Genomic DNA, 25,548 nt, shown 5'->3' on the forward strand with positions numbered 1-25,548 from the left:
CCGCGCGACGGGGCGGGGCCATGCCCGCTCCCGTACGCCGGGTGCCCCGCCCGTACGCCCGGCGCAGTCGGCGCGTACAGCCCCCGCACGCCCGGCCTCCCGCGTGCCCGGCTCCCGCACGCCCGGCCGTCCGGCCCCCCGCCTCGCAGCGCCCTCGGCGGACGTAATGCGGCCGATCGCCCCAGTCGGGGGCGAAGCTCATCCGGCGGCCATGTGGGCGTTGTGCACACGACAACGGTCCGCCGCTCCCCGCCGCCACTGTTCTTCCCGACACCAACCCACGTCAGGGGAGGGCCACATGACGTCCACGTTCCACGAGCGGGAACTCCGGGCCGCCGCCGCACACCTCGGCCGCCGCCGCTTTCTCACCGTGACCGGAGCCGCCGCCGCGCTCGCCTTCGCCACCAACCTGCCGGGCAGCTCCCAGGCCGCGGAGCTGGACGCCCGCCGGGCGCTCGCGGCCGATCCGTTCACCCTCGGAGTCGCGTCCGGCGATCCCCGGCCCGGTTCCGCCCTGCTGTGGACGCGGCTCGCCCCCGAGCCGTACACACCCGACGGCGGGATGCCGGAGGCCAGAGTCGAGGTCTCCTGGGAGGTGGCGCGCGACGAGCGGTTCACCCGGATCGTCCGGCGCGGCACGGCCACGGCCCATCCCGAGTACAACCACGCCCTGCACATCGAGGCGGACGGCCTCGAACCGGACCGGGTGTACTGGTACCGCTTCCGCGCCGGGGACCACGTCAGCCCGGCCGGCCGCACCCGCACCGCGCCCGCCGCCGGCGCCCGGATCACGGGTCTGAGGCTCGCCGCCGTCTCCTGCCAGGCCTACCACCAAGGCTACTTCACCGCCCTCGGGCACCTCGCGCGGGAGGACCTGGACGTCGTCTTCCACCTCGGCGACTACCTCTACGAGTACGCCGTGAACGCGGCGGGCGGCGCCCGCGCCTACACAGGCGACCGCACCCTGCCCGCCCACTTCAACCGGGAGACCGTCAGCCTCGACGACTACCGGATGCGCTACGGCCTCTACAAGTCCGACCCGGACCTGATCGCCGCCCACGCCGCCCATCCCTTCGTCGTCACCTGGGACGACCACGAGACCGAGAACAACTACGCCGACGACGTCCCCGAGAACGGCGTGCCGCCGGAGGAGTTCCTGATCCGCCGCGCCGCCGCCTACCGCGCGTACTGGGAGAACCTTCCGCTGCGCGCCCCGCAGCGCCCGCACGGCGCGGACATGCGGCTGTACCGGCGGCTGACGTTCGGCGGACTGGCCCAGTTCGACATCCTCGACACCCGCCAGTACCGCTCCGACCAGGCCTACGGAGACGGCTGGAAGACCCCCGGGCCCGAGTCCGAGGACCCCTCGCGCACCCTCACCGGCTCCGCCCAGGAGCGCTGGCTGCTGAGCGGCTGGCGCGCCTCGCGGGCCCGCTGGAACGTCGTGCCGCAGCAGGTCACCTTCTCCCGGCGGCGCAGCAACTCCACCGACGACTACACGGTCAGCATGGACGCCTGGGACGGTTACCCCGCCTCCCGCGAACGCGTGCTGGCCGGGGCGGAGTCGGCCGGGGTGGAGAACCTCGTCGTCCTCACCGGTGACGTGCACGTCGGCTACGCGTTCGACATCAAGCGGGACTTCGACCGCCCCGAGTCCCGCACGGTCGGCACCGAGTTCGTGGCCACCTCCGTCAGCAGCGGCGGCGACGGAGCGGACCAGCCGGCCAACTACCGGCGCTACATGGACGCCAACCCGCACATGCGCTTCTACAACGGGCGGCGCGGTTACGTCACCGTCACGCTGGACGAGGAGAAGGCCCGTGCGGACTTCCGCACGCTCCCCGCGGTGACGACCCCGGGGGCGCCGATCGCCACGGCGGCGTCCTTCGTCACCGAGGCCGGCGCCCCGGGCCTCCGGGAGGCCTGACGGCCCCGGCCGCGGCCCCGTCCCGCCGGCTCCCGGGCGGGACGGGGCCGCCGCGGGGCCCGGCGACCGGACCCCGTCAACCCCCTGCCGACTCCGCCCCGTTCACTCCTCGCCGGGGTAGCGGACGCCGATTCGCTCGCGCACCGCGTCCAGCGTGCGCATCACGGCCAGCGTCCCGTCCAGCGGCACCAGCGGCGACTCCTTCTCGCCCGCCCGCAGACACCGCATGACCTCGGCCGCCTCGTGCTGCATCCCGCTGTGTTCACTCAGCACGGTGATCTCCTCCGGCTCGCGGCCGGGCCGGTGCAGCACGCACAGCCGTGGATCGAAGAAGCCGCGCGGGAACTCGATCCGCCCGGCCGTTCCCGTCACGGCGGCCGTCATCGGGGTGTCCGCAGTGATCGAACAGCTCAGCATCCCCACCGCGCCCGAGTCCCAGCCCAGCAGGATGCCGGTGTTGGAGTCCACGCCCTCCGGGGTGAGCTGCGCCCGCGCCTGGACGTCGTCCGGCTCGCCCAGCAGGAGCTGCACGAACGCCACCGGATAGACGCCGAGATCGAGGAGCGCGCCGCCGCCCTGCGCCGGGTCGCGCAGCCGGTGGCCCGCGTCGAACGGGCCGGTGATGCCGAAGTCGGCGTGGACCGCCCGAACCTCCCCGATGGCGCCGTCCCGCACCAGCCGCAGCATCTCCAGCACCACGGGATTGCAGTAGGTCCACATGGCCTCCATCAGGAAGCGGCCGCGGGAACGGGCCAGATCCACCAGCTCCGCGGCCTCGGCCGCGTTCAGCGTGAACGGCTTCTCGCAGAGCACCGCGCGCCCCGCCTCCAGGCAGAGCCCGGCCGCCGCCCGGTGCGCGGCGTGCGGCGTCGCCACGTACACCACGTCCACCTCGGCGTCCCCGGCGAGCTCGGCCCAACTGCCGTACGCCCGCGGGATGCCGAAGCGCTCGGCGAAGGCCTCGGCCGGGCCCGCGCTGCGGGAGGCCACGGCGGTGATCTCCGCGTCCGGCAGCCTCCGTACCTGCTCGGTGAAGGTGGAAGCGATCCCACCCGTTGCCAGAATGCCCCACTTGATCTGATCCATGACCATCCCCGCCTGATATCGGCCGCACTGATGCTGAGAGGATATGGGAGCGATTTCAACAGCGATGGAGAGGCTTATGCGGAAGAGCGGCCCGGCCGGTGACCGGCGGATCCCCCGGCAGCGGTCCCGTCCCGCCCGCGGCGCCGGGAGCGCCCGCGGCGCGGCGGCGGCCGGACAGCGGCGTACGAGTCTGCTGGTCACCCTGATCCTCGGCGGAATGACCGCTGTGCCGCCGCTCTCCATGGACATGTACCTCCCGGCGCTGCCCGAGGTCGGCCGCTCCCTCGGCAGCTCCGCGGCGACGGTCCAGCTGACCCTCACCGCCTGCCTCACCGGCCTGGCGCTCGGCCAGCTCGTCATCGGGCCGATGAGCGACCGCTGGGGGCGCCGCCGCCCGCTGCTCGCCGGCATGGTGGTCTATGTGATCGCCACCGCCCTCTGCGCGCTGGCCCCCGGCTCCGGGGTGCTCATCGCCCTGCGGCTGGTGCAGGGGCTGGCCGGCTCGGCGGGCATCGTGATAGCCCGCGCCGTGGTGCGCGACCTGTACGACGGCAACGCGATGGCCCGCTTCTTCTCCACCCTGATGCTGATCTCCGGGGTCGCCCCGATCATCGCCCCCGTGGTCGGCGGCCAGGTGCTGCGGATCACCGACTGGCGCGGCGTGTTCGTCGTCCTCACCCTGATCGGTGCCGCGATCACCTTCGCCGTCTGGCGGTGGCTGGGCGAGACCCTGCCGCCGGAGCAGCGGCACGGCGGCGCGGCCCTCGGCGGCACCCTCCGCACGATGCGCGGGCTCCTCGCCGACCGGGTCTTCACCGGCTACATGCTCACCAGCAGCTTCGCCTTCGCCGCCCTCTTCGCCTACGTCGCCGCCTCCGCCTTCGTGGTCCAGGAGATCTACGGCGCCACTCCGCAGATGTTCAGCCTGCTGTTCGGGATCAACTCCGTCGGCCTGATCGGCGTCAGCCAGATCAACGGCAGGATCCTCGTCGGACGCGTCAGCCTGGACAAGGCGCTCGCCTTCGGCCTCACCGTGATCACGGCGGCCGCCACCGCCCTGCTGCTCATGACGAGCGGGGTGTTCGGGGCGGTGGGGCTGGTGCCGGTGGCGTCCGCGCTGTTCGTGCTGATGTCCGCCATGGGCCTGGCGATGCCCAACACCAACGCCCAGGCGCTGATGCGTACCCGGCACGCCGCCGGTTCCGCCTCCGCGCTGCTGGGCACCAGCACCTTCCTCGCCGGGGCCGTGGCCTCGCCGCTGGTCGGCATCGCCGGCGAGGACACGGCCGTGCCGATGGCGGTGGTGCAGCTGGTCTGCGCGCTGGCGGCCGTCATGTCCTTCCTGCTGCTGTGCCGCCCGTGGCAGCGCCGGGAGACGCCGCCGCCGACGGAGGTCGTGGCCGAGCCGCAGCGCCGGGAGGGCACGGAGCGCCGGGAGGGAGCGGAGAGCTGAGCCACACCTCGGACTGCGGCCCGGCGGCCCGGCGGCCCGGACGAGGCCGGGCTGGACCGCGCCACCGACACCCTCCTCGTGCTGCCGGCGAACGCCATCCACCCGCGCCGCCGCCCCGCGGACCACGGTCCCCGCGCGGTGCGCGACGCGGGGCGGCCGGGGAGGGCGGAAGGTGAGCCGGGGAGGAGGCACGGGCCGCCCCATCCGCGTCCGCCCGTCCGCCTCCTCCCGCGCCCGGCCGCCGTGGTCCCGGCGGTCCATCCGACCACCTAAAATCGGCCGAATGTACGCCTCTCCCTCCCGCCCGGCCGAGGCCGCCTCCGTCGGCGACGGTCTGCGGGCCGGGCTCGCGCAGCTGCTCGACGGGCTGCCGCCCCGGCAGGCCGCACGGGCCGTCGAACGGCTGATCGCCACCTACCGCGGACGCACCCCCACCGACGCCCCGGTGCTCCGCGACCGGTCGGACGTCACCGCGTACGCCGCGTACCGGATGCCCGCGACCTTCGAGGCCGTGAACTCCGCGCTCGCCGCCTTCCGCGCGAGCGTCCCCGGCTGGGAACCGGAGAGCCACACCGACATCGGCGGCGGCACCGGTGCCGCGGTCTGGGCGGCCGAGGCCAACTGGCCCGGCGGGAACCGCCGCACCACCGTGCTCGACTGGGCGGAGCCCGCCCTCGCCCTCGGCCGCGAACTGGCCGTGTCCGCCGGCCCTGCCGGGCTGCGCGCGGCGGAGTGGCGGCGCGCGGTCATCGGTGACGGGCTGCGGCTGCCGGAGACCGGCCTGGTCACGGTCTCGTACGTGCTGGGGGAGCTGACCGGCGCGGACCGCGCGGCGGTGATCGGCGAGGCGGCCCGCGCGGCGCGGACCGTGGTCCTCGTCGAACCGGGCACCCCGGAGGGCTATCTCCGGCTGCGCGAGGCCCGGGAGCGGCTCACCGCGGCCGGGCTGCGGATCGCCGCGCCCTGCCCGCACAGCGCGGCCTGCCCGATGGAGCCGGGCCGGGACTGGTGCCACTTCGCGGCCCGGGTCGGCCGGTCCGCGCTGCACCGCCGGATCAAGGGCGGCTCCCTGCCGTACGAGGACGAGAAGTTCGCCTATGTGGCGGCCACCCGCCTCCCGGCGCCGGCACCGGACGCGGATACGGACGGGGAGGCGCCTGCCGGTCCGGCCGTCCCGCGCGTCGTGCGCCACCCGCAGATCCGCAAGGGGCAGGTGCTGCTGGACCTGTGCACACCGGAGGGCACCCTGCGCCGGCAGACGGTCACCAAGCGGCACGGCGCCGACTACCGCCGGGCGCGCGACACCGTCTGGGGCGACACCTGGCCCCCGCCGCCCGCCGCTCCCGGGGCGGACTGACGGGCCGGCCGCCCGAGGCGGTTCAGGGTGAAATATGCCGCCTCGCCCGACTGCTAGATTCTCGCCATGGCCGAACCTCGCAGCCCGCAGACCTCCCGCCGCAGCGAACGCTCCCGCCGCGCCATTCTCGACGCCGCTCTCGAACTGGTCGCCGAGACCGGGTTCGGCAAACTCACCATCGAGGCCATCGCGGCCCGTGCGGGCGTCGGCAAGCAGACGATCTACCGCTGGTGGCCGTCCAAGGCGGCGGTGCTGTTCGACTCCTTCCTCGCCCTCGGTGAGGACGCGGGCGGGATCGCCCTCCCCGACACGGGCGATCTGGAGGCCGACCTCAAGCAGGTCATGCGGGCCACGGTCGACGAGCTCAACGACCCCCGCTACGACCTGCCGAGCCGGGCGCTCGCCGCCGAGAGCCAGAACGACCCGGTGCTGGCGGCCGAGTTGACGGCCAAGGTGCTCGAACCGCAGCTCGCCGCCTACGAGGAGCGGCTGCGCAGCGCCCGGCGGGCCGGCGACATCGCGGAGGGCACGGATCTGCGGGTGGCGCTGGAACTGCTCGTCGGGCCGCTGCACCACCGCTGGATGCTGCGGACCCGTCCGCTGACCCACGCTTTCGCGGACACCGTCGTCGAAATGGTGCTGCGCTCGCTCGCTCCCCCCGCGCGCTGACGGAACGGCCGCCCCGTGCCGCCACCGGGGACCGGGCGGGGCAGCCGTGGCGGGGAGAGGCCGCGGGAAGACGCGGGCCCGGCCGCCGGCCCTGTGAGCATGAAGACAGTGGAGGCGCGGAATATCCGGACATCAGTGCCCATGGCAAGCCACAAGGCGGGTAACGGCGGGTACCCCGGATGTGAACACCGGCCACCTCGGGCCCCGGAAGGTGGCAGCATTGACCGGGCAACGGTCGAAGTTAGGGGAGCGATGGAACGCGAAAAAGGGTTCTCCCAGTGGCTGCGCCGCCGCCCGCGAGGTGGGGCGCGGGGCCGTACGGCCGCCGAGGCGGCGGCCGCGGACCGTGAGAACCTGCTGCTGGCGGCCGTGGCCGCGGGCTTTCCCCTGGCGGAGGCCGCCCACCCCGAGGGGTACGGCTGCTCCTGCGACCGGATCGGCTGCCCCACACCCGGCCGGCACCCCGTCTCCTTCGCCTGGCAGACCCAGGCGACCACCGATGCCGAGAAGATCCGCAAGCTGCTGCACGACCGTCCGCAGGCCAACTTCATCACGGCCACCGGCATCGACCACGATGTGCTGGACGTCCCCGCCGAGGCCGGGCTCCAGGCCCTGGAGCGGCTGGAGGCCGAGGGGGTGGAGGTCGGCCCGGTCGCGGAGAGCGGCGACGGCGGCCCGCTCGGCCGGGTGCTCTTCTTCACGGCCACCCGCGGCAAGCCCGAGGACGAGGACGAGTGGTGGCCCTGCGAGCTGGACTGCCACCCCGAGACCATGGACGAGCATCCCGGACTGCGCTGGCACTGCCGGGGCAGCTATGTGCTCGTACCGCCCGCCGCGCTGCCCGCGGGGGGTTCGGTGCGCTGGCTGCGCGGGCCGGAGCGGCCGCTGCCCGATCCGCTGACGCTGCTGGAGGCGCTGACGGACGCCTGCGCCCAGTACGCGGACGGGGCGGGCGCGGGCCAGGAGGCCCCGGCCTGGCCGATGGGCCGCTGACCGGCACAGGCGCGGGCACCGGCACAGCCGCAGGCACCGGCTCGTGGGGCGGGTGCCTGCGCGCGGCGGTCAGCCGCCGCGGGCCGCGGTCAGGCCCTCCAGCCGGTTGAGGAAGACGACCTTCCCGGCGTCCCCCTTCGGCGGAATGCTCACCGCCGACTGCGATATCCGCACCAGGGTGAGGCTCTTCTCGGCCTTCCCGGTCAGCAGGGCGTTGGCCTTCTGATCGTTGATCTTGTTGATGGTGAAGCCCTCGGCCATCGTCTGCTTCTGCGTGTGGTGCGCGGCGAAGAAGGCGAGCGCCCCGCCGTCCTCCGTGCGGAGGGCCACGGTGCGGTACTGCGGCGGCCGGGCCGGCTGGTCGGCGAACTGGGTCCAGTACTTGGGGGTCTTGCTCTCCCGCTTGCGGTACGCCAGTTGGGCGGAGGTGGCGTAGCCGTCGGCGAAGAGCTCCCCCTCGCCCGAGCCGAGATAGTCGGTGTACGTCTTGCTGATCTTCGCCGGGTCCGTGAGCAGGGCGGAGCCGCGGCCGCCGGTCACCGGCTCGGCGTAGCCGTCCTCGTCGACCGCGAACTCCGGCACCTCGTCCCGGCTGAGGATCGACAGATACGCGGCCTTCCACGGATCGTCGAGAGCGCTCCGGGTGAAGACGAGGAGCCAGCGGTTGTCGTCGCGGTTGCTGTCGGTGTCGGCGACGAAGAACTTCGGCCAGCCGGCCTGCCGGGGGATGGCGAAGCGCGCGTCGGTCAGCTTGAGCGGCGGGTAGTCGGGCAGGCCGTCCGGGTTCTTCACCCGGCGGGCCTTGAGGTCGGCCTCTCCCATGGTCTGGAGCGCGCCGGTCTCCACCCGGGCACCGAGGGCCGGGTCGAGCTCGCGGTTGGCCCGGTTGTAGCCGTCGGTGAACCGCTCGAGCGCCTTGGCGGCCTCGGCCTTCGTCACGGCCGGTACCACCGCGCGTTCGCCGTGCACCGTCACGCAACCCGTCAGCGTCAGCAGTGCTGTGGCCGACAGGACCGCCGTCACCTGCGGCAACCTGCGTCTCATGGGGCTCGATGCTCCTTCGGACTGCTCGATTCGGCGCAACCCTACCGGGCGGGGGACCGGCGCCGGGGCCGGATCCGCGTCCGGTGCCCCGCGGACCGCGGTCCGTGGACGCACGGGCAACCGGTGAAACGCGCCGCGCCGGTGGAAAGTTCACTCTGCGTTCTGCGTTCCGCCGCCCGGTGACGGGGCGGGCGGCGGGCGCCCCGTACGGCGGGAGAGGCCGGGGGCGCCGGCCCTTCGGGTACGGCGGGTGGTTGTCTGTGGTGCGTGTCATCAGACCTTCTTTCGAGGGGGCCACCGGCTTCAGCCGGTGGGGGAATCGAACCCTTGGGCCGGAGCCGCGGCACAGTTCCAGGACGTCGGTCCGCCATGGGGACCAGTCGGCGCAGTTGAGGGAGATCCGGGCGTTCGATCCGGAGCGTCAGGGGCGGTGGTCCTTCTCCAGTCAGCAGGCGACCCTGCGTCGCCCGGACCGGGCCTTCCAGGCTTTCTTCCGGCGGGTGAAGGCCGGTGGCACACCCGGATACCCACGGTTCAAAGGGGTCGGGCATTTCGACACCGTGACCTTCCCGAAGGCCGGGGACGGCTGCCGGTGGGACTCCGCCCCCCCACGACGCGCAGACGCGTGCCCGCCTGCAGGGTGTCGGGCATGTCCGGGTCCACCGGCACCGGAGTGTGAAGGGCCGGGTGAAGACGGTCGGCGTGAAGCGGGATGGCCGCCGCTGGTATGTGATTCTGGCCTGTGACGAGGTGCCCGCCGAGCCGCTGCCCCCGACCGGCAGCAGGGTGGGTATCGACCTGGGCACGGTCCACTTCCTCACCGACTCCGACGGCCACCACGTCGCCAACCCCGGGTTTCTCGACGAGGTGGCCGGGGAGCTGGCCGCAGCGCAGCACCACCTGGCGACGTTCCCCCGACGCACGCGGCGTCGTACGAAGAAGCATCGTGCCGCGGCCCGCAAGGTCGCGAAGCTGCACGCGAAGATCCGCGGCGGCGTCTGGATTATCACCACAAGCAGGCCCTCGCCGTGGTCCGGAAGCATGATGTGATCGGGGTCGAGCGGCTGATCCCGGTGGACGCCCGCAATACGTCCCGCACTTGTCCTCCGGATATCGGCGGATGCGGGCACGCGGCGAAGGAGAACCGGGTCACCCAGGCGAAGTTCGCGTGCGTAAACTGCGGCTTGGTGGCACACGCTGACCACGTTGGCGCGCTCAACGTCAAACACAGGGCCGGGCTGGTCCTCTGCGCCGGTGCCCAGCCACCGACACAGGAAGCCCGCGACTTCAGTCGCGGGTGGAGTCACCATGCACCGTGGGTGACCGCCCACCAAGGGTGTGCTCTCGTCTGGGGGGATGATGGCCGGGACTGCGGAGTCGGGGTACGCGGCGGCGCTGCGTGAGCTGCGCGGGGCGCAGAAGACGGCGAAGGGGGTGTCGCTCTACTCCCGTTACGTCAATCGCCCCGCCGGGCGGATCCTCGCCGCGGCGGCGTACCGGGCCGGGCTGACGCCGAATCAGGTGACGCTGATCAGCGGGGCGTTCAGCTTCGCGGGGGTGGTGGCGCTCGCGCTCGTCCGGCCATCCTGGGGGCTGGCCGCTGCCGTCTGGGCGGCTCTGGTGGTGGGATTCGCGCTCGACTCGGCGGACGGCCAGCTGGCCCGGCTGCGCAAGGAGAGCAGCCCGGCGGGGGAGTGGCTCGACCATGTGGTGGACGCGGCGAAGATCGCCGCGCTGCACGCCGCCGTGCTGATCTCCTTCCACCGGTTCTTCGATCTGCCCGGGCCGGGCTGGCTGCTGGTGCCGCTGGGCTTCCAGTCCGCCGCCCTGCTGATCTTCACGGGCGGGCTGCTGGCCGACAAGCTCAAGCCGAGGGGCGCGACGCCGGCCGGCGCTCCGGCTCCGCCCCCCTCGCGGCTGCGGGCGGTGGCGCTGCTGCCGGTGGACTACGGCGTCTTCTGCGCGGTGTTCCTGCTGCTCGGCAGCGAGACGGTGTTCCTGGCCGCCTATACCGCCCTGTTCGTCGTGCACGCGCTCTTCCTGGTGGCCTTCATGGCGAAGTGGTTCCGGGAGCTGACCGCGATACGCCCGGTGTGACGGGCTGCGCCAGGGTGTCGAGGGCGCGCCGCAGCTGGGTGCTGGAGGTGTGGACGGTGTACGGGAAGTAGACGACCTCCACGCCCACGGTCGCGAAGTCCCGTTCGAGCTGGTCGCCCTTGGGTGTGCCGCGCCAGTCGTCGCCCTTGAAGATCTTGTCGAAGCGGACCTGCTGCCAGGTCTCCAGCTTGTCCGGCACGGTCTCGACGAACGCGGCGTCGACGAAGCGGATGGAGCGGATGATCTCCAGCCGCTCCACCAGCGGGACCACGGGCGTCCGGCCTTTGGCCAGTTCCGCCATCTCGTCCGAGACCACTCCTGCGATGAGATAGTCACATCGGGCCCGTGCGTGTCTCAGGATGTTGAGGTGACCCACGTGGAACAGATCGTAGACGCCCGGTGCATAACCGACGGTGTGCGTCATGCGGTGGTACCCCCCTTCACGGCGCGCTCCCCAGCGCGCCGCTGTCGACGATAGCCGGATGCGGGGGTCCTTCACGGTCGGATTGCGAAAGGCCAACTAACAGAGAAGAAAGACAAGTTGCAGTAATGAACGGCTAGGGTTGCTGCCATTCGACTCCGGGGGGAGGAGCGCGCCATGCCGGAGACCGGTACGGCCGCGGCGAGACGGGTTCTGCTCGTCTCCACCAACTACGCGCCAGAGCAGGCCGGAATAGGGCCGTACGCCACGCAGATCGCCGAACACTGGGCCGCCGGCGGGCGGATCGAGACCCATGTCCTCGCGGGCATCCCGCACTACCCCGCCTGGCGGGCCGATCCGGCGTACCGCGGCGTCTGGCGCCGCGAGGAGACCCGCGCCGGCGTGCGGGTCCACCGCCGCCGGCACACCGTGCCGCCCCGGCAGACCGCCGTGCGCCGGGCCCTGTACGAGGCGTCCATACTCGCCGGGGGACTGCTCGCACCGCCCCGGATGGGCCGGCCCGACGCCGTGGTCGCCCAGCTGCCGAGCCTCGCCGGCGGCGTCCTCGGCGCCCGGATCGCCGGCCGACACCGGGTCCCGTACGTCCCCGTCGTCCAGGACCTCATGGGCGCCGCCGCGGCACAGAGCGGCATCCGCGGCGGTGACCGCGCCGCCGCCGCGGCCGCCGCGGTCGAGCGCCGTGTGCTCCGCCGGGCGACCCTGGTCGGCGTCATCCACGAGACGTTCACCGACAAGGTGGCCGCCATGGGTGTGGACCCGGGGCGCATCCGGCTGGTGCCCAACTGGTCGCACGTCGCCCGCCCTTCGCGGCCCCGGGCCGAGACCCGGTCCCGGCTCGGCTGGGACGCGGACCGCACCGTCGTGCTGCACTCCGGCAACATGGGCCTCAAGCAGGGGCTGGAGGTGCTCGTCGGCGCGGCCCGCGCCGAGCCGGGCGTCGACATCGTCCTCATGGGGGACGGCAACCAGCGCGAACGGCTCCAGGGCCTCGGCCGGGGGCTGCCGAACCTGCGCTTCCTCCCGCCCGCCGGGGAGGCCGAGTTCCCCGACGTCCTCGCCGCGGCCGACGTCCTGGCCGTCACCCAGCGCGCCTCCGTCCTGGACATGAGCATCCCGTCCAAACTCACCTCCTACTTCGCCGCCGGCCGGCCCGTGGTCGCCTCCGTCGCGGAGGAGGGGCACCGCCGGGGAGGTGCGGCGCTCCGGGGCGGGCGTGCTCGTCCCCCCGGAGGACCCGGACGCGCTGCTGGACGCGGTCCGGAAACTGGCCGCCGAGCCCGCCGCGGCCGACGCGCTCGGCGCCCGCGGCCCCGCCTACGTCGACGCCCACCTCAGCCGTGAGGCCGGGCTGGCCCGGATCACCGGGCTCCTCGACGAGGCACTGGAGACACACCCGAGCCCGAGGGGACCCCGCTGATGACGGTGGTACAGCCCGGCGCCCAGCAGGGGCCCGACGAGCCGGACCTGCTGCGCGACCAGTTCCGCCAACTGCTGCGCTACCGCGTGCTGATCGTGGCCGGCGTCGTCCTCGGCCTGCTCGGCGGGGCCTGGACCGCCCTCGCCGGCGGCGCCGCCTACACGGCCACCAGCGAGGTGACCGTGCGCTCGGCCACCTTCGACCCGTTCTCGCCCGGCGGCGGCAACCCCGAGAAGGAGGTCAGCATGGGCTCCGAGCGGCAGACGGCGCTCAGCAACGCCGTCGCCGCCCGCGCCGCGAAGGAACTGGGCGACCCCGGCCGCGTCGAACGGCTGCAGGACGGCCTCCAGGTCACCAACCCGCCCAACACCCTGGTCCTGCGCTTCTCCTACACCGACGGCTCCCCGCGGACCGCCGCGACGGCCGCCAACGCCCTCACCCAGGCCTACCTCGACAACCGGCGCGACCAGACCCAGTCCGTGATCGACAACATGATCAAGGGCTACGAGGAGCAGCTCGAACCGCTGAAGAAGCAGCGCGACAAGCTCGCCGAGCAGATCGACGGACTCGGCGAGGGCCGGGCCCTGGACACGACGCTCTCCGTGCAGTCCGGCGTCATCGGCAGGATCTCCGAACTCAACAGCAGCATCACCAAGCTCAAGGCGGTGGACACCACTCCCGGCTTCGTGGTCCGCACCGCCACCCCGCCGGCCGCGGCCTCCGGCCCCGGGCTGCCGCTGCTGCTCGGCCTCGGCGGCGCCGTCGGCATCGGCCTGGGCCTGGTCGCCGCCTGGGTGCGGCTGGTCTTCGACCCCACCGCCCGCTCCCAGAGCGACGTGGTCCGTGCCCTGCGCGCACCCGTGCTCGGCACGCTCCCCCGGCCGCGGCGGAAGCAGCCGCGGCGGCTGCTGGCCCAGGGCCGGGTCGCCGAGGAGTACCGCTCGATCGCCTTCCGCCTCGCCTACGACCAGGGCTTCGCCGAACGGCGGCGGCTGCTCGTCGTCGCCCCGCGCGGTCCCATCGACACCGCCGCCGAGGCCTCCGTCAACCTCACCGCCTGCTTCGTGGAGATGGGCCGGGACGTCCTCCTCGTCGAGGCCGACCTGCGCACCCCGGGCCTCGCCCACAAGCTGCGCTCCGCCGAGGGCGTACGGCCCGGCTGGGCCCGGACCCCCGCCCGCGGCGACAACGGCTGGCCGACCGGGCTGCAGATACCCATCGACGCGGGGGAGTCCGGCGCCTTCGACCTGGTGCCCGGCAGCAAGGTGCGCAACGTCGCCCGCGCGCTCACCTCCGGGCCCGCCACCCGGCTGTTCGCCGAGGCGGAATCCCCCGGGACCGTGGTCGTCGTCCTCGCGCCCGCCGTGCTCTCGTACGCCGACGCGATAGCGCTCGCCGACCGCGTCGACGGGGTGCTCGTGGTCTGCGACCCGCGCGAGGTGCGGCGCGACGACCTCGCCCGGGTCCGCGAACTCGTCAGCGGCGGGGGCGGCACGGTCCTCGGAGCGCTGCTGCACTCCGAGGACTCCGCCCGCCGCCGCCGCGTCCCCGACCTCCGCCTCCGCCGCCGCGGGCGCGGCGCGGAGCGTCCCCGTCCGGCCGCGGACGCCGCCGGCACGGGCACCGGCCGCGACACCGCGGCGGAGCACGCGCCGGGATCCGGTGCCGGGCCCGGGACCGCGACGGGGGGCGGCGCGGACCAGCAGCGGGTCTCCTGGCCCACCGCCGGGGAGAGCGCCGGCGGCCCGGGTGAGGAGGGCGGCCGCACCGGGGACCCGGCCCGCCCGGCCCGCCGGTGACGCACGGCCCTTCCGGCGACGCCCCGGGCCCGGACCCCGGGGCTCGGCCCGCCGGGCCCGGCGGACCCGGTGGCGCGGAAGCCGGGGAGCGCGGGGCCGGAGCCTCCGGGTCCGGAGGGAGCGGGTCCGGCGGTACCGGAGCCGGTGAACCCGGAGCCAAGGAACGCGGAGCCGGGAAACGCGGCGCGGGGGAATCCACAGCCGGGGAGCCCGGTGCCGGAGGGCTGCGGACACGGGCCGCCGTGCTCTGCTCCGTCGCCGACCAAGGCGTCTCCGCGCTCACCAACATCGCGGTGCTGATCGTCGCCGCCCGGCTCTCCACCGCCGCCGGCTTCTCCGTCTTCTCCATCGTCTACACCGTCTTCACCGTCCTGCTCGGCCTCTGCGTCTCCTACGTCGGGCAGGCCCTGGTGCTGGAGCGCGGGGAGCCGGCCGCCGTCCGCTCCGCCTGCCGCTCCGCGCTCGTCTTCACCGCCGGCGTCTCCGCCGCGACCGGTGCCGTCATGGCCGCCGTGCTCGTTCCCGTGCCCGGGGAGACGGCGCGCGGGCTCGCCGTCCTCGGCCTCGTCCTGCCGGTCATCCTCACCCAGGACGCCGTCCGCTACTGCTGCTCCACCCTCCGGCTGCCCCATCTGGCCCTCGCCGCCGACCTGCTGCGGCTCGCCGCCGTGGTCCCCGCCCTCGCCCTCCAGCCGCAGGGCAGCGGGCCGAGCCGGCTCATCGCCGTCTGGGGCCTGTCCGCCCTCCCCGCCCTCCTGCTCGGCACGGCGCTGCTGTGGCCGCGGCTGCGCGGTGTCCCGGGTGATCCGCGCCGGTTCCTGCGCCGCGGCCATCTGGGGCGGCGGTTCGTGCTGGAGTTCGCCGTCGGCAACGCGTCGAGCCAGCTCGCGATCGTCGGGCTCGGGCTCTTCGCCAACCAGCTCGCCGTCGGCGCGCTCCGCGGCGCCGTGGCCCTCTTCGGCCCGATGAACGTCCTCTTCAACGCGGCGACCTCCTTCGGCCCGCCGCTCCTGAACCGGGTCTCCGGCACCGGGCGCCGCATCCGCGCCACGGCCGTTCTCGCCCTCGTCCTCGCGGGCACCGCAGCGCTCTGGGCCGGCGTCCTCACCCTGCTGCCCGACCGGGCGGGGCGCGAACTCCTCGGCGCCACCTGGGACTCCGCCTCCGCACTGCTTCCGGCCACGGGGGCCCAGTACACGGCCATCGCCCTGGGCACCTGCGCGCTGCTGACCCTGCGCGTGCTCAGCCCCCGGGCCACCCTGCCGATCCAGGTGGTCTTCTCCCTGCTCTCGGTGGCCCTCCTCATCGGCGGCTACGTCCTCGGCGGTGTCCTCGGCGCGGCCTGGGGCCTCTGCCTCGGCTCCGCCCTCAAGGCCGCCGCGGCCTGGACCCGCGCGGTCCTCCTCGGACGCGGCGCGGCACGGGAAACCGGCGCGGCCACCGCCCCCGGGGACCGGGCCGAGGCGGGGCGGGGCGTCCGGGGCGGCGGACGCCAGGCGCTCCGGCCACGGCTGCGCGCCCGTGCGCGTCGCGGCCCCGCCCGCTAACGCAGCAGCTTCCGGACGTCCGAGCGGAACGTCGTCACCAGGGCCAGGCAGAACAGCGCGATCCCGATGCGCCCGGCGGCCTGCAGCAGCGGCCCCCGGAGCAGGATGAAGGAGTAGCCGGCGATCAGCGGGATCACGGCCGCGGTGATGTTGCCCGGCCGTTCGTCGTCCACTGTGCGCAGGGCGTACCGCCGGTCGCCGCGGGCGCAGAGATAGCCCAGCCCCAGGAAGCCGGCCACCATGCCGCCGGAGCCGAAGTCGAGCCACAGCTCCGCCCAGAGCGGCGAGGAGAGATTGGTGTTGGTCATCCCCATCCACTGCCCGACCCGCACCCCCGAGTCCAGGGGCTTGCCGTCCCAGAGCGAGCGGGGCACGAAGAAGAAGGTCGTTCCGGCCAGTTGCCGTCCGTAGGAGTGACCCGCACCGGACTCGACGAAGGTGATCGTGTTGGCGAACATGCCGATCTGGTCGTAGTCCTTGAGCGTCAGGGGCTCCACGAAGGAGGAGGACTCCACGGCCTTGCGGCCCTCCTCGTCGTACCGGAAGCGGTCCATGAAGGGGAAGAGCAGCAGCGCCGCGATCACCCCGAGAGCCAGCGAGGTCCGGTACATCACCGGGCTCTTCGGGAAGGCCGTGAAGAGGATCGCGAAGGCGACGGTGAGGAACCAGTACCGCGGGTTGGAGACGGGGTTGTTGACGACGGCGTTGACGACCACCAGCCCGGCCAGGAGCAGCAGGATCATCGGGCTGCGCCGCGGCACCTTGGAGGTGACCAGCCAGCGCAGCAGGAAGAGCAGCGCCAGCAGCGCCGGTACGGTGCCGAAGCCGCGCAGGAAGGCCGAGCCCACATTGCCGTCACCGCCGCCCGCCCCGCTGGCCCCGATGGACTCGCTGATCTCCTGGCGGCTCTCGAAGAAGACGGCGGGGCCGCCGAGCTGGACGATGAACAGCCCGCTGCCCGCGTAGGCGAGCAGGATCAGCAGGTAGAGCCGCCGCCGGCCCACCGAGGCCGCGGGCGGCGACCAGCGGATGCGGAGCGCGGGGCGGTGCCGGGCCAGCAGCACGCCCACGTCGAACGCGACACAGCCCAGCAGCACCAGCGCGATGGCGAGCACCGTGTCCGAGCGGGGGCCGACCACCGGGGTGGGTGTGCGGCCGAGCACGGCCTGCGCGAGCGGGGCCACGCCCATGGCGATGTAGCAGAACAGCCAGAAGGCGCCCTGGATCAGCCGGCGCCGGGCCGTCAGCACCATCGCGGAGAGCCGGGCACCGGCGTAGCAGGTGAGCACCAGCTGCAGCCAGTACGCCTCGTCCCGCACCCCGTCGCCGTACTGGGCGGACACCACGGCGGGCAGTCCGAAGACCAGCCCGAGGATCAGCGGGACGGACAGCGCCCGGGAGAGCACGGCACGCGGCGCGGAGTCGGCGGTGGCGGACGGCGGCACGGGCGCGGGCGGTCCGCCGGGCGCACCCGGGCCGCCGCCGGACCCGGGCGGGACGCTTCCCGGTCCCTTGCCCGGCCCGTTGCCCGGGTCGTCCCCCGGTCCGGCCCGTCCCGCCGCTCCGGCCGGTCCCGCCGGCAGGTCGACTGCCATGTCCCCCCAGACGTACGCGAGTTCGGCCCCCGGGGCGGCACGACAGCCGCCCCCACGGCCTGCAGTCTAGAAGCGTCCCCGCACACCGTCCGCCACTTCGTTCGATAAGCCTGCGGGCGGCCGCGCGCCGCCGATACGCTGACGGCACGATGCCGGGGGGCATCGGGGGGAGGAACACTTCGTGAAGGTCCTGCACGCGGTCACGCTGCACACACCGACCAATGACTTCGGCGGTCCCACCCGCGTCGCGCTGAACCTCTCACGGGGGCTGCGGCGGCGTGGCGTGGACGCCCGGATCACCGCGCTCGGCGACCGCTTCGACGGCCCGCTGCCCGACACCGTCGAGGGGGTGCCCGCCTGGCTGTACCAGGCCCGGCACGTGCTGCCGGCCTTCGAGGTCAGCGGCATCACCTCGCCGGCCCTGCTCGCCCGCGCGCACCGCATGGTGAAGGGCGCCGACGTCGTCCACGTCCATCTGATGCGGGATCTCATCACGCTGCCCATCGCGCTGATCGCGCTGCGCTGCGGCACCCCGCTGGTCCTGCAGACGCACGGCATGATCGACCCGACCGAGAAGCGCGTCGCCCAGCTCGTCGACGTCCTGGGCCTGCGCAAGGTGCTGCGCGAGGCCGACGCCGTCCTGCACCTGACGGAGATGGAGCGGGAGGACGTGGCGGCGGTCATCGCGCCCGACCCGCTGCGCCACACCCATCGGCTGGTCAACGGCGTCCAGCCGCAGGAGCGCCGCCCCGCCACCACCGGGGACCGGCCGCCGACCGTGCTCTATCTGGCCCGCGTCCAGGCCCGCAAGCGGCCGGAGGACTTCATCTCCGCCATGCCCGTGGTCCTCGCCAAGTATCCCGAGGCGCGCTTCGTGCTCGCCGGGCCGGACACCGGCCCGCTGGCCGACGAGATGCTGGCCCTGGCGGCCCGGCTGGGGGTGGCGGACTCGGTGGAGTACGTGGGCCCGCTCGGCCACACCGAGGTCCTGGAGCAGCTGCGCCGCTCCGACGTCTACGTCCTGCCGTCCGTGGTGGAGCCCTTCGCCGTCTCCATCCTGGAGGCCATGTCGGTGGGTCTCCCCGTGGTCGTCACCAAGACCGGCGGGCTGTCGCCGGACGTGGCGGCGGCGGGCGCCGGACGGGTCGTGGACAGCCGCCCCGACGCCGACAACGGGCCGCTGGTCGGCCAGGCGATCCTGGAACTGCTGGACCCGGCCGCCAACGCCGAGGCCTCCGAGGCCGCCCACCGCCTGATCCACGACAAGTTCTCCATCGACGCGGTCGTCGAGGACCTGCACGGGGTGTACGAGGAGGTCATCGCCCGGCACGGGCGATGACCCCTCCCCGGCCCCTCGCGTTCCCCTCCGGCCGTCCGGAAGGGAACGCGAGGGAGCGCCGGACGCTCAGCCGGTCCGCCCCGTGCGCCGGCCCTCCCGTGTCTTGAGCCCGATCTGCCACCGGTAGAAGCTCATCGCCAGGGCGTAGTCCAGACCGGCCCGCCCGTCGAGGAAACCGAGCTTGTAGAAGTAGGCGTAGCCGAACGACACCAGCGGCTTGAACGGCGCCTTGTGGAAGAGCTGCCCCTGCCGGGTCTTGGCCAGCCGGATCTCCTCCCGCACCTCCGGGTGGAGCTCCAGCCACGCCTCCCAGTCGGAGTACCGGTTGTGCCGGTCGAACCAGGTGCGGACCGGGTCCAGGTCCTCGTGCTCGATGGGGGAGCGCAGCCGCCGCACCGACTCCGCGATCGGCTGGTAGTGGCCCTCCTGCTCGCCCATGCCCGGCGCGTCGAGATCGCCGAGCACGGGGAAGTAGCAGCGGTTGCGGTCCATCAGGGCCCGCTTGACGATGGTGTAGCCGTGCCGCAGCCGCTGCCCCGCGAACCAGTAGCCCAGCGGTATGTCGAAGGCCGCCTCCGCCACCGGCTCGGAGAAGACCTGCCGCAGCTCCGCCAGCAGCGCCGGGCTCGGCGTCTCGTCACCGTCCAGGAAGAGCATCCAGGGGATCTCCGGGCGGACGTGGTCGAGGCACCACTGCTTCTTCTTGGGGTACTTGCCGTCCCACTCGTACGGCACGATCTCCGCGCCGAGTCCGGAGGCGATCTTGCGGGTGTCGTCGGTACTGTCCGAGTCGACCACGACCACCGCCTCGAAGTGGCCCATGACGGAACCGACGGCGGCGGCGATGTTCTCCGCCTCGTTCTTGGTCGGAATCGCCACGACGATGGGGAGTTTGGCGCTCACCCTGTGCCTCCTGGGTTCAGCCAGCTGTGGCAGCCCGCGGAACTGAAGCCGCGGGCCGCCGCCGGGATGGTGATCTCGATGTCCCCGCCCTGGGACCGGCCGGAGCCGGAGTCCAGCTTCTTGCCGCCGGCCCCGGTGATCCGCCAGACGCACTCCTCGCCGCCGTCGCCGTCGCCGTCACCGCCGGCGCCCGACGGGCCCGGGCCGGGGGAGCGGTAGCGGCCGGGGACGATGGTGCTCCCCGCCTTCCGCCGCTCGCCGACCGCGAACTCGCCGTCGGGGAAGCCCCGGTCGGCGGCCTCCACCAGCGGCATCCGCCGCGGGCAGAGGTGGGTGACGGCGTCGCGGGCGCCCCGGATCTCGCCGAGGATCAGCGCGCTGACCGCCATGTCCTCGTTCCGCCGCTCCAGGAACGCCAGACGGTCGCAGGCCTCCTGCCCGCCCTCCAGGACGGCCGCCGGGTCCTGTCCCTTGGGCACCCGGCCGGCCAGGTACTTCTTCTCCTTCTTGCTGAACGACCCCGTGACGGGCGTGAGTTCGGACACCGGCTCCTTGGGGCCGGACGGGACACCGCCCGCGTCCGGGCCCCTGGAGTCCTCCGCCGGCGCCGACGGGCCGGCGGCCGCGCCGGAGCGCTCCTTGCCGGCCCTGCCGTCCTTGCCGTTCCGGCCGTCCCCGGCGCCGCTGCCGCCGTCCCCTCCGCCGCAGCCCGCCAGCAGCACGGCGGCGGCCGTCACCAGGGTGACGGCCGCGCCGCGGCGGGCACCGTGGCGCTTCACGGCGCCCCGAAGGTCAGCAGCAGGGTGGGGTCACCGGCGGTCCCCGGGGCCTCCCGGGAGGAGAGCCACAGGCTGTCGGTGCCGTCACCGGTCAGGGCGATGTCCAGGTCCTGGCCGAGCCGGGAGTCCAGTTCGGCCGTGTCCAGCAGGGTGGAGTAGGTGCCCTGCGGGGTGGTGGCCCCGGTCAGTGTGCCCAGGACGGTCGAGGACAGCTCGGGCCGGCCGGTGTAGGTGGTGCCGGTCTCGGTCCACGCGCCGGTGACGGGAACGATCCGGGCCGGGTCCCCGGAACCGGCGAACGAGTCGGAGGTCAGCTGCACCCGCAGCGCTGCGCTCTTGAGCACCTGGCCCGCCGGCGCCTCCGGCAGCGGAAAGCGCAGATACGCCTCGTAGGCCGTGGAGCCGCGCACCGCGAGCTGCCCGGAGCCGCCGTAATTGGCGCTCGCCGCCTGCTGGTTGACGTAGGTGTCGGCCACCGGCTGCACCGCGGTCACGGTGTCCGAGGGCGCCGTGCCCAGCTCGTGGTGCTCCTCGACCTGCGCGGAGCTGAGCACGCCCGGGTACACGGCGGACTCGTCCAGCTGCCCGGCGAAGTAGTCGCTGCTCGGGCGGCTCGGGAAGCCGCGCAGATTGTCGCCGCCGAAGCGCCAGTAGCCGTCGAAGTCCCGGCTGCTGACGACCAGCAGGTTGCTCGCCCGCAGCTGTCCGTCCACGTACAGACGCATCCCGTTACTGCCCTGGGTGGCGACCGCGTGGTGCCACTCGCCGTCGTTGTACGAGCCCGGGGTGGTGATGGTCCGCGTCCAGCCGCTGGTGACGCCGAAGATCAGCCGGCCGGAGTCGGTCATGTAGAGGTGCTTGTCGTGCCGGGAGCTGTTCTGCAGGATCCGGTCGCCGAAACCGGCGAGCATGCCGCCGGCCGTGGTGTCCGTCTTGAACCAGGTCTCGATGGAGTAGGCGTCCGGACGGGGCCGTCGCTTGTCGCTGTAGGTGTACGAGTCGACGCCGTCGTGGCCGACGGCCGTGCCGGTGCCCGGGACGGCGCCCGGGGTGACGGCGCGGGCCGGGCCGCCGCGGTGGATGCCGGCGCTCTGCGTGTCGGAGGCGTCGGCGGCGAAGGTGCCGGACGGCTCGTCGTAGCGCCAGTACAGCTCGGCGCCGTCGGCGCGCACCTGCTCGGCGTACGCCTCGGGGGCGAGGGCCGGGCTGACCGACCGCGGGGGCGAGAGGGAGCTGGTGTTGGTGCCGTCGCTCGCGCTGACCCGGTAGGTGTAGGTGGAGCCCGGGGCGACGTCGGTGTCGGTGAACGTCAGCTGCGGCTGCGACCACGGCTTCGCGGAGGCGGTGACGGTGTGCACCGGTGTGGAGGAGCCGTTGCGGTAGACGCGGTAGGTCAGCTCGCTGTCGTCGAGGTCGATGCTCGGCTGCCAGCGGACCGTGACCGAACCCGGCGCGGTGCTCGACGCCTCGGTCTGCGGCACTGGCGGTGCGCCCGTGTCGGGGCTGTCGGCGAAGCGCGTCAGGCCCTGCTGGCCGTCGCCGTTGACGGTGGTGAACTCGCCGCCGACCCAGAGGAAGTCCCGGCCGCCGGCCGAGGAGACGGCCATGGTGCGCGGCCCGATCATCTCGCCGAGGCCGTCGTTGGTGTCCGGGAACCAGCCGAGCAGCTCCGGATCGTTCACCGACTGGGCCAGCAGGTGGTAGCGCTCCTGGTTGGGGAAGGCGCCCATGCTGCTGCAGTCGTGCGCGTGCGAGCCGCTGTAGAGGACGTCCTGGTGGGTCTGGACGGACTGGGTGGCGCCCAGGCAGGTGTCCCGCCAGCGCTGGTCCAGGGTGGCGAGATCGTAGGCGACGCGCCCGTCGAAGACGCCGCCGCCGTTGCCCTCGCTGGCCGAGTAGACGCCCGAGGCGTCCGCGAAGATGTCCTTCACCACGGATGTCTGCGGGAAGAAGCCGAGCGGGTAGCTCTTCTCGACCGTGCCGGTGGAGGCGTCCACGGCCGCCAGCGCGTGCGAGTCCTCGTCGTTGACGGTGAAGAAGTCGCCGCCGAGCATGACGGTTTCGCCGTCGGGGGTCACCTCGACGGCCCGGCCGGGCTCGTCCGCGTCGGCCCGCCACGGCAGGACGTCACCGCCGGTGGAGACGGCGGCGAAGCGGCTCCGCGACTGGCCGCCCACGGTCTGGAAGTCGCCGCCCAGATAGACGGCGCCGTCCGTGGCGGCCAGGGCCCGGACAGTCGCGTTGACCGAGGGCTTGAAGTCGGTCCGCGGCGTGCAGGTGTCGATGTCGATCGCGGCCAGGCTGCTGACCGGGACGCCGTTGACCGCGCCGAAGAAGCCACCCGCGTAGAGCGTTTCCTCGTCCGGTGACACCGCCAGCGCCCGGACGGTCGCGCTGCCGGAGCCGACCGTGAAGGACAACTCGCAGTCCGTCGGCGCGCCGGTCGCGGCGTCGAGGGCGGTGAAGTTCACCGCCTGCTGCTCCTGGCTGCTGCCGGCGGACGTACCCGGCGGTCTGACGGCCGAGAACGTACCGCCGGCGAAGACCACCCCGCCGGCCTCCGCCATCGCCCAGACGATGCCGTTCGTCTGCCAGGTCGGCAGATCGTCGGCGGTGATGCCGACGGGCGGGGTGAGGGCGGCGGCCGGAGCCGCCGTCACCGTCCCCAGTCCCGTCAGCGATGCGGCCGCCAAGGACAAGGCAGCCGTATAGGCCCCCACTGTGCGCATGTGCCCCCCCGGGCTGTGCTTTTACCTCAATGCGGCGCTACGGCCGCCTCTAGCTGGCGAGAGTAGGCCGTAGCCGTTCCGCCGGTCACCACTTCGGTTGAACTCATTGCCGTTTGTTGGCCGTTGGAATTCCGTGCCCCGCCCCGCGGACCATCCGCGGGTTCACCGGTCGATGCGTACGGCGGTGCCGGCGAGCTCCGATTCCAGCTGGGCCCGGTCGGCGTCCACCATGATCCGGGCGAGTTCCGGCCACATCACGCGCGGCTTCCACCGGAGCAGCGACTCGGCCTTGGAGGCGTCCCCGATGAGCGCGTCGACCTCGCTCGGGCGTTCGTACTTGGGGTCGAAGCGGACGTGCTCGGACCAGTCCAGACCGGCGGCGGAGAACGCCGTCTCCACGAACTCCCGTACGCTGCCGGCCTGCCCGGTCGCCACCACGTAGTCGTCCGGCTCGTCGCGCTGGAGCATCCGCCACATCGCCTCGACGTACTCCGGGGCGTAGCCCCAGTCCCGCACCGCGTCGAGATTGCCGAGGTAGAGCCGGTCCTGCAGGCCCGCCTTGATCCGGGCCACCGCGCGGGTGATCTTGCGGGTCACGAAGGTCTCGCCGCGGCGCGGGGACTCGTGGTTGAAGAGGATGCCGTTGACCGCGTAGAGGCCGTACGCCTCGCGGTAGTTGACGGTCGCCCAGTAGCCGAAGACCTTGGCGCAGCCGTAGGGGCTGCGCGGGTGGAACGCCGTCCGCTCGTTCTGCGGCGGCGGGGCGGAGCCGAACATCTCCGAGGACGAGGCCTGGTAGATGCGGGTGTCGATCCCGCTGGCGCGGATGGCCTCCAGCAGCCGCAGGGAGCCCATGCCCGTCACGTCGCCGGTGTAGAGCGGGGCGTCGAAGGAGACCCGGACGTGGGACTGCGCGCCCAGGTTGTAGACCTCGTCCGGCCGCAGATCGCGGAGGAGGTTGACGAGCGCCACCCCGTCCGAGAGGTCCGCGTGGTGCAGGACGAGGGTGCGGCCCGGCTCCTGCGGGCCCTGGTAGATGTGGTCCAGGCGTTCGGTGTTGAACGACGAGGACCGGCGGATCAGGCCGTGGACGGTGTAGCCCTTCGACAGCAGCAGTTCGGCCAGGTAGGAGCCGTCCTGCCCGGTGACGCCGGTGATCAGCGCGGTTCTGCCCCCGGCCTGCGTGGTGTCGTTCGTGTTCATCGGTCGTTCCCCCCTCGGGACGGGGCCGTACGGCGGTACGGCCCCCGCGGTCGGCGCGGGGCCGGGCGGGCCTCCCGCCGTTCCCCCGCCTGCGGTGCTGCGGTCCGCGGTTGCGCGGTCCGTGGTTCTCGGTGTTTCCCGGTTTGGTGTGCTACGCGCGGAATGCCCTGGCAGAATCCGGGACATGACCCAGACGACGCATGAACTGCTGCCGGAAACGGCCCGGATATTCGTGGCCGGCCACCGCGGCCTGGTCGGATCGGCGGTCACCCGCCGCCTCACGGCCGACGGCCACGAAGTCGTCACCCGCGGCCGGGACGAACTCGATCTGCGCGACGCCGCGCGCACCGAGAGCTTTCTGCGCGACGTCCGGCCGGACGCCGTGGTGCTGGCCGCCGCCAAGGTGGGCGGAATCATGGCCAACAGCACGTATCCGGTGCAGTTCCTGGAGGACAACCTCCGCATCCAGCTCAGCGTCATCGCCGGTGCCCACGCGGCCGGGACCGGCCGGCTGCTCTTCCTCGGCTCCTCCTGCATCTATCCGAAACTCGCCCCGCAGCCGATCCGGGAGGACGCCCTGCTCACCGGTCCGCTGGAGCCGACCAACGAGCCGTACGCCCTCGCCAAGATCGCCGGCATCACCCAGATCCGGGCCCACCGGCGGCAGTACGGGGCCTCCTACATCTCCGCCATGCCGACCAACCTCTACGGCCCCGGCGACAACTTCGACCTGGAGACCTCGCACGTCCTGCCCGCCCTCATCCGCCGCTTCCACGAGGCGAAGGAGAGCGGCGCCCCCGAGGTCACCCTCTGGGGCACGGGCACCCCCCGCAGGGAGTTCCTGCACGTGGACGACCTCGCCGCCGCCTGCGCGGTGCTGCTGCGCTCCTACGACGGCGACGACCCGGTGAACGTCGGCTGCGGCGAGGACCTGACGATCCGCGAACTCGCCGAGACCGTACGGGAGGTGACCGGCTACCCGGGCCGGATCGCCTTCGACGCCACCAGGCCCGACGGCACCCCGCGCAAGCTGCTCGACATCTCGCGGATCTCCGCCCTCGGCTGGAAGCCGCGCATCCCGCTCCGCGACGGCATCGCGGCCGTCTACGCCGGCTGGCGCGCCGGCGCCGCGGCCTGATCCCCGGTCTCCCCGGCGGCCCCGGCCCGGC

Annotated in this window: 18 protein-coding genes and 2 pseudogenes; 12 read left to right on the forward strand and 8 right to left on the reverse strand. The window is 73.6% G+C overall.

Translation table 11 applies throughout. The features are described from left to right. The first annotated feature begins 298 nt into the window (after positions 1–298). Complete coding sequence (locus E4N63_RS23760) at positions 299–1,927, forward strand: alkaline phosphatase (protein WP_125626319.1); 1,629 nt, start codon at positions 299–301, stop codon at positions 1,925–1,927. Positions 1,928–2,029: 102 nt separating this feature from the next. On the opposite strand, the gene E4N63_RS23765 is transcribed toward E4N63_RS23760, so the two are convergent. Then, complete coding sequence (locus tag E4N63_RS23765) at positions 2,030–3,013, reverse strand: Gfo/Idh/MocA family protein (RefSeq protein ID WP_374112825.1); 984 nt, start codon at positions 3,011–3,013, stop codon at positions 2,030–2,032. Between the two features lie 76 nt (positions 3,014–3,089). Between E4N63_RS23765 and E4N63_RS23770 the strand changes: the two genes are divergently transcribed. The 4 genes from E4N63_RS23770 to E4N63_RS23790 all read left to right on the forward strand — a co-directional run bounded on the left by E4N63_RS23770 (position 3,090) and on the right by E4N63_RS23790 (position 7,485). Next, positions 3,090–4,466 carry a multidrug effflux MFS transporter gene (locus E4N63_RS23770; RefSeq protein WP_230241651.1) on the forward strand — a complete coding sequence of 459 codons (1,377 nt, stop codon included), beginning with the start codon at positions 3,090–3,092 and terminating at the stop codon, positions 4,464–4,466. Positions 4,467–4,749: 283 nt separating this feature from the next. Then, entirely contained in the window at positions 4,750–5,823 is a 1,074-nt protein-coding gene (locus tag E4N63_RS23780; RefSeq protein ID WP_230241652.1) for a small ribosomal subunit Rsm22 family protein, read from the forward strand. A gap of 66 nt (positions 5,824–5,889) precedes the next feature. Next, positions 5,890–6,492: a TetR/AcrR family transcriptional regulator gene (locus E4N63_RS23785; RefSeq protein ID WP_125626315.1), complete on the forward strand. Its 603-nt coding sequence runs from the start codon at positions 5,890–5,892 to the stop codon at positions 6,490–6,492. 252 nt (positions 6,493–6,744) lie between these two features. After that, a complete protein-coding gene (locus E4N63_RS23790) occupies positions 6,745–7,485 on the forward strand; it encodes a bifunctional DNA primase/polymerase (protein ID WP_125626314.1) in 741 nt (246 codons plus the stop codon). A gap of 69 nt (positions 7,486–7,554) precedes the next feature. Here E4N63_RS23790 and E4N63_RS23795 read toward each other — a convergent pair whose 3' ends face one another. Next, the gene (locus E4N63_RS23795) at positions 7,555–8,529 is read right to left on the reverse strand and encodes a hypothetical protein (RefSeq protein WP_228429762.1); all 975 of its coding nucleotides are present in this window, start codon (positions 8,527–8,529) and stop codon (positions 7,555–7,557) included. 341 nt (positions 8,530–8,870) lie between these two features. Between E4N63_RS23795 and E4N63_RS23800 the strand changes: the two are divergent. Together E4N63_RS23800 and E4N63_RS23805 are read left to right on the forward strand one after the other, a co-directional pair. Further along, a pseudogene (locus tag E4N63_RS23800) lies at positions 8,871–9,788 on the forward strand (RNA-guided endonuclease InsQ/TnpB family protein); the annotation flags it as partial. A 97-nt stretch (positions 9,789–9,885) separates the two neighbouring features. Continuing rightward, on the forward strand, positions 9,886–10,626 hold the full coding sequence (locus E4N63_RS23805) for a CDP-alcohol phosphatidyltransferase family protein (RefSeq protein WP_185831126.1): 741 nt from the start codon (positions 9,886–9,888) through the stop codon (positions 10,624–10,626). Here the strand turns inward: E4N63_RS23805 and E4N63_RS23810 are convergent. Continuing rightward, on the reverse strand, positions 10,580–11,050 hold the full coding sequence (locus tag E4N63_RS23810; protein WP_043462058.1) for an adenylyltransferase/cytidyltransferase family protein: 471 nt from the start codon (positions 11,048–11,050) through the stop codon (positions 10,580–10,582). The genes E4N63_RS23805 and E4N63_RS23810 overlap by 47 nt on opposite strands. A 174-nt stretch (positions 11,051–11,224) precedes the next feature. Between E4N63_RS23810 and E4N63_RS23815 the strand changes: the two are divergent. The 3 genes and pseudogenes from E4N63_RS23815 (at position 11,225) to E4N63_RS23825 (ending at position 15,831) form a co-directional block, all read left to right on the forward strand. Then, positions 11,225–12,485, forward strand: a pseudogene (locus E4N63_RS23815) (glycosyltransferase). Further along, positions 12,485–14,284, forward strand: a complete 1,800-nt coding sequence (locus tag E4N63_RS23820; RefSeq protein WP_230241653.1) for a lipopolysaccharide biosynthesis protein — start codon at positions 12,485–12,487, stop codon at positions 14,282–14,284. The pseudogene E4N63_RS23815 and the gene E4N63_RS23820 overlap by 1 nt, the downstream one beginning before the upstream one ends. A gap of 224 nt (positions 14,285–14,508) precedes the next feature. Then, on the forward strand, positions 14,509–15,831 hold the full coding sequence (locus E4N63_RS23825) for a hypothetical protein (protein ID WP_230242616.1): 1,323 nt from the start codon (positions 14,509–14,511) through the stop codon (positions 15,829–15,831). On the opposite strand, the gene E4N63_RS23830 is transcribed toward E4N63_RS23825, so the two are convergent. Next, positions 15,828–17,426, reverse strand: coding sequence for an O-antigen polysaccharide polymerase Wzy family protein (locus E4N63_RS23830; protein ID WP_230241654.1), 1,599 nt, complete (start codon positions 17,424–17,426; stop codon positions 15,828–15,830). The two genes, E4N63_RS23825 and E4N63_RS23830, sit on opposite strands and share 4 nt — an antisense overlap. Positions 17,427–17,607: 181 nt before the next feature. Between E4N63_RS23830 and E4N63_RS23835 the strand changes: the two genes are divergently transcribed. Then, positions 17,608–18,765, forward strand: a complete 1,158-nt coding sequence (locus E4N63_RS23835) for a glycosyltransferase (RefSeq protein WP_125622856.1) — start codon at positions 17,608–17,610, stop codon at positions 18,763–18,765. A 66-nt stretch (positions 18,766–18,831) separates the two neighbouring features. Here E4N63_RS23835 and E4N63_RS23840 read toward each other — a convergent pair whose 3' ends face one another. The 4 genes from E4N63_RS23840 to gmd all read right to left on the reverse strand — a co-directional run bounded on the left by E4N63_RS23840 (position 18,832) and on the right by gmd (position 24,379). Next, a complete protein-coding gene (locus E4N63_RS23840; RefSeq protein WP_019709339.1) occupies positions 18,832–19,668 on the reverse strand; it encodes a glycosyltransferase family 2 protein in 837 nt (278 codons plus the stop codon). After that, positions 19,665–20,447, reverse strand: a complete 783-nt coding sequence (locus E4N63_RS23845) for a hypothetical protein (protein WP_230241655.1) — start codon at positions 20,445–20,447, stop codon at positions 19,665–19,667. The genes E4N63_RS23840 and E4N63_RS23845 overlap by 4 nt, the downstream gene beginning before the upstream one ends. Then, positions 20,444–23,176, reverse strand: coding sequence for a LamG-like jellyroll fold domain-containing protein (locus tag E4N63_RS23850; protein WP_125622854.1), 2,733 nt, complete (start codon positions 23,174–23,176; stop codon positions 20,444–20,446). Before E4N63_RS23850 ends, E4N63_RS23845 begins: the two co-directional genes overlap by 4 nt. Positions 23,177–23,338: 162 nt before the next feature. Next, positions 23,339–24,379: a GDP-mannose 4,6-dehydratase gene (gmd, locus tag E4N63_RS23855; protein ID WP_125622853.1), complete on the reverse strand. Its 1,041-nt coding sequence runs from the start codon at positions 24,377–24,379 to the stop codon at positions 23,339–23,341. 184 nt (positions 24,380–24,563) lie between these two features. Between gmd and E4N63_RS23860 the strand changes: the two genes are divergently transcribed. Further along, positions 24,564–25,517: a GDP-L-fucose synthase gene (locus E4N63_RS23860; RefSeq protein ID WP_230241656.1), complete on the forward strand. Its 954-nt coding sequence runs from the start codon at positions 24,564–24,566 to the stop codon at positions 25,515–25,517. The last annotated feature ends 31 nt before the right edge of the window (positions 25,518–25,548 follow it).

The organism is Streptomyces sp. MNU89 (assembly GCF_020982505.1).
Lineage (GTDB): Bacteria > Actinomycetota > Actinomycetes > Streptomycetales > Streptomycetaceae > Streptomyces > Streptomyces xinghaiensis.

Coding starts and splice junctions, on each gene's coding strand:
- E4N63_RS23760 (WP_125626319.1), top strand. CDS start 299: ATGACGTCCACGTTCCACGAGCGGGAACTCCGGGCCGCCGCCGCACAC.
- E4N63_RS23765 (WP_374112825.1), bottom strand. CDS start 3,013: ATGGATCAGATCAAGTGGGGCATTCTGGCAACGGGTGGGATCGCTTCC.
- E4N63_RS23770 (WP_230241651.1), top strand. CDS start 3,090: ATGCGGAAGAGCGGCCCGGCCGGTGACCGGCGGATCCCCCGGCAGCGG.
- E4N63_RS23780 (WP_230241652.1), top strand. CDS start 4,750: ATGTACGCCTCTCCCTCCCGCCCGGCCGAGGCCGCCTCCGTCGGCGAC.
- E4N63_RS23785 (WP_125626315.1), top strand. CDS start 5,890: ATGGCCGAACCTCGCAGCCCGCAGACCTCCCGCCGCAGCGAACGCTCC.
- E4N63_RS23790 (WP_125626314.1), top strand. CDS start 6,745: ATGGAACGCGAAAAAGGGTTCTCCCAGTGGCTGCGCCGCCGCCCGCGA.
- E4N63_RS23795 (WP_228429762.1), bottom strand. CDS start 8,529: ATGAGACGCAGGTTGCCGCAGGTGACGGCGGTCCTGTCGGCCACAGCA.
- E4N63_RS23805 (WP_185831126.1), top strand. CDS start 9,886: ATGATGGCCGGGACTGCGGAGTCGGGGTACGCGGCGGCGCTGCGTGAG.
- E4N63_RS23810 (WP_043462058.1), bottom strand. CDS start 11,050: ATGACGCACACCGTCGGTTATGCACCGGGCGTCTACGATCTGTTCCAC.
- E4N63_RS23820 (WP_230241653.1), top strand. CDS start 12,485: ATGACGGTGGTACAGCCCGGCGCCCAGCAGGGGCCCGACGAGCCGGAC.
- E4N63_RS23830 (WP_230241654.1), bottom strand. CDS start 17,426: ATGGCAGTCGACCTGCCGGCGGGACCGGCCGGAGCGGCGGGACGGGCC.
- E4N63_RS23850 (WP_125622854.1), bottom strand. CDS start 23,176: ATGCGCACAGTGGGGGCCTATACGGCTGCCTTGTCCTTGGCGGCCGCA.
- gmd (WP_125622853.1), bottom strand. CDS start 24,379: ATGAACACGAACGACACCACGCAGGCCGGGGGCAGAACCGCGCTGATC.
- E4N63_RS23860 (WP_230241656.1), top strand. CDS start 24,564: ATGACCCAGACGACGCATGAACTGCTGCCGGAAACGGCCCGGATATTC.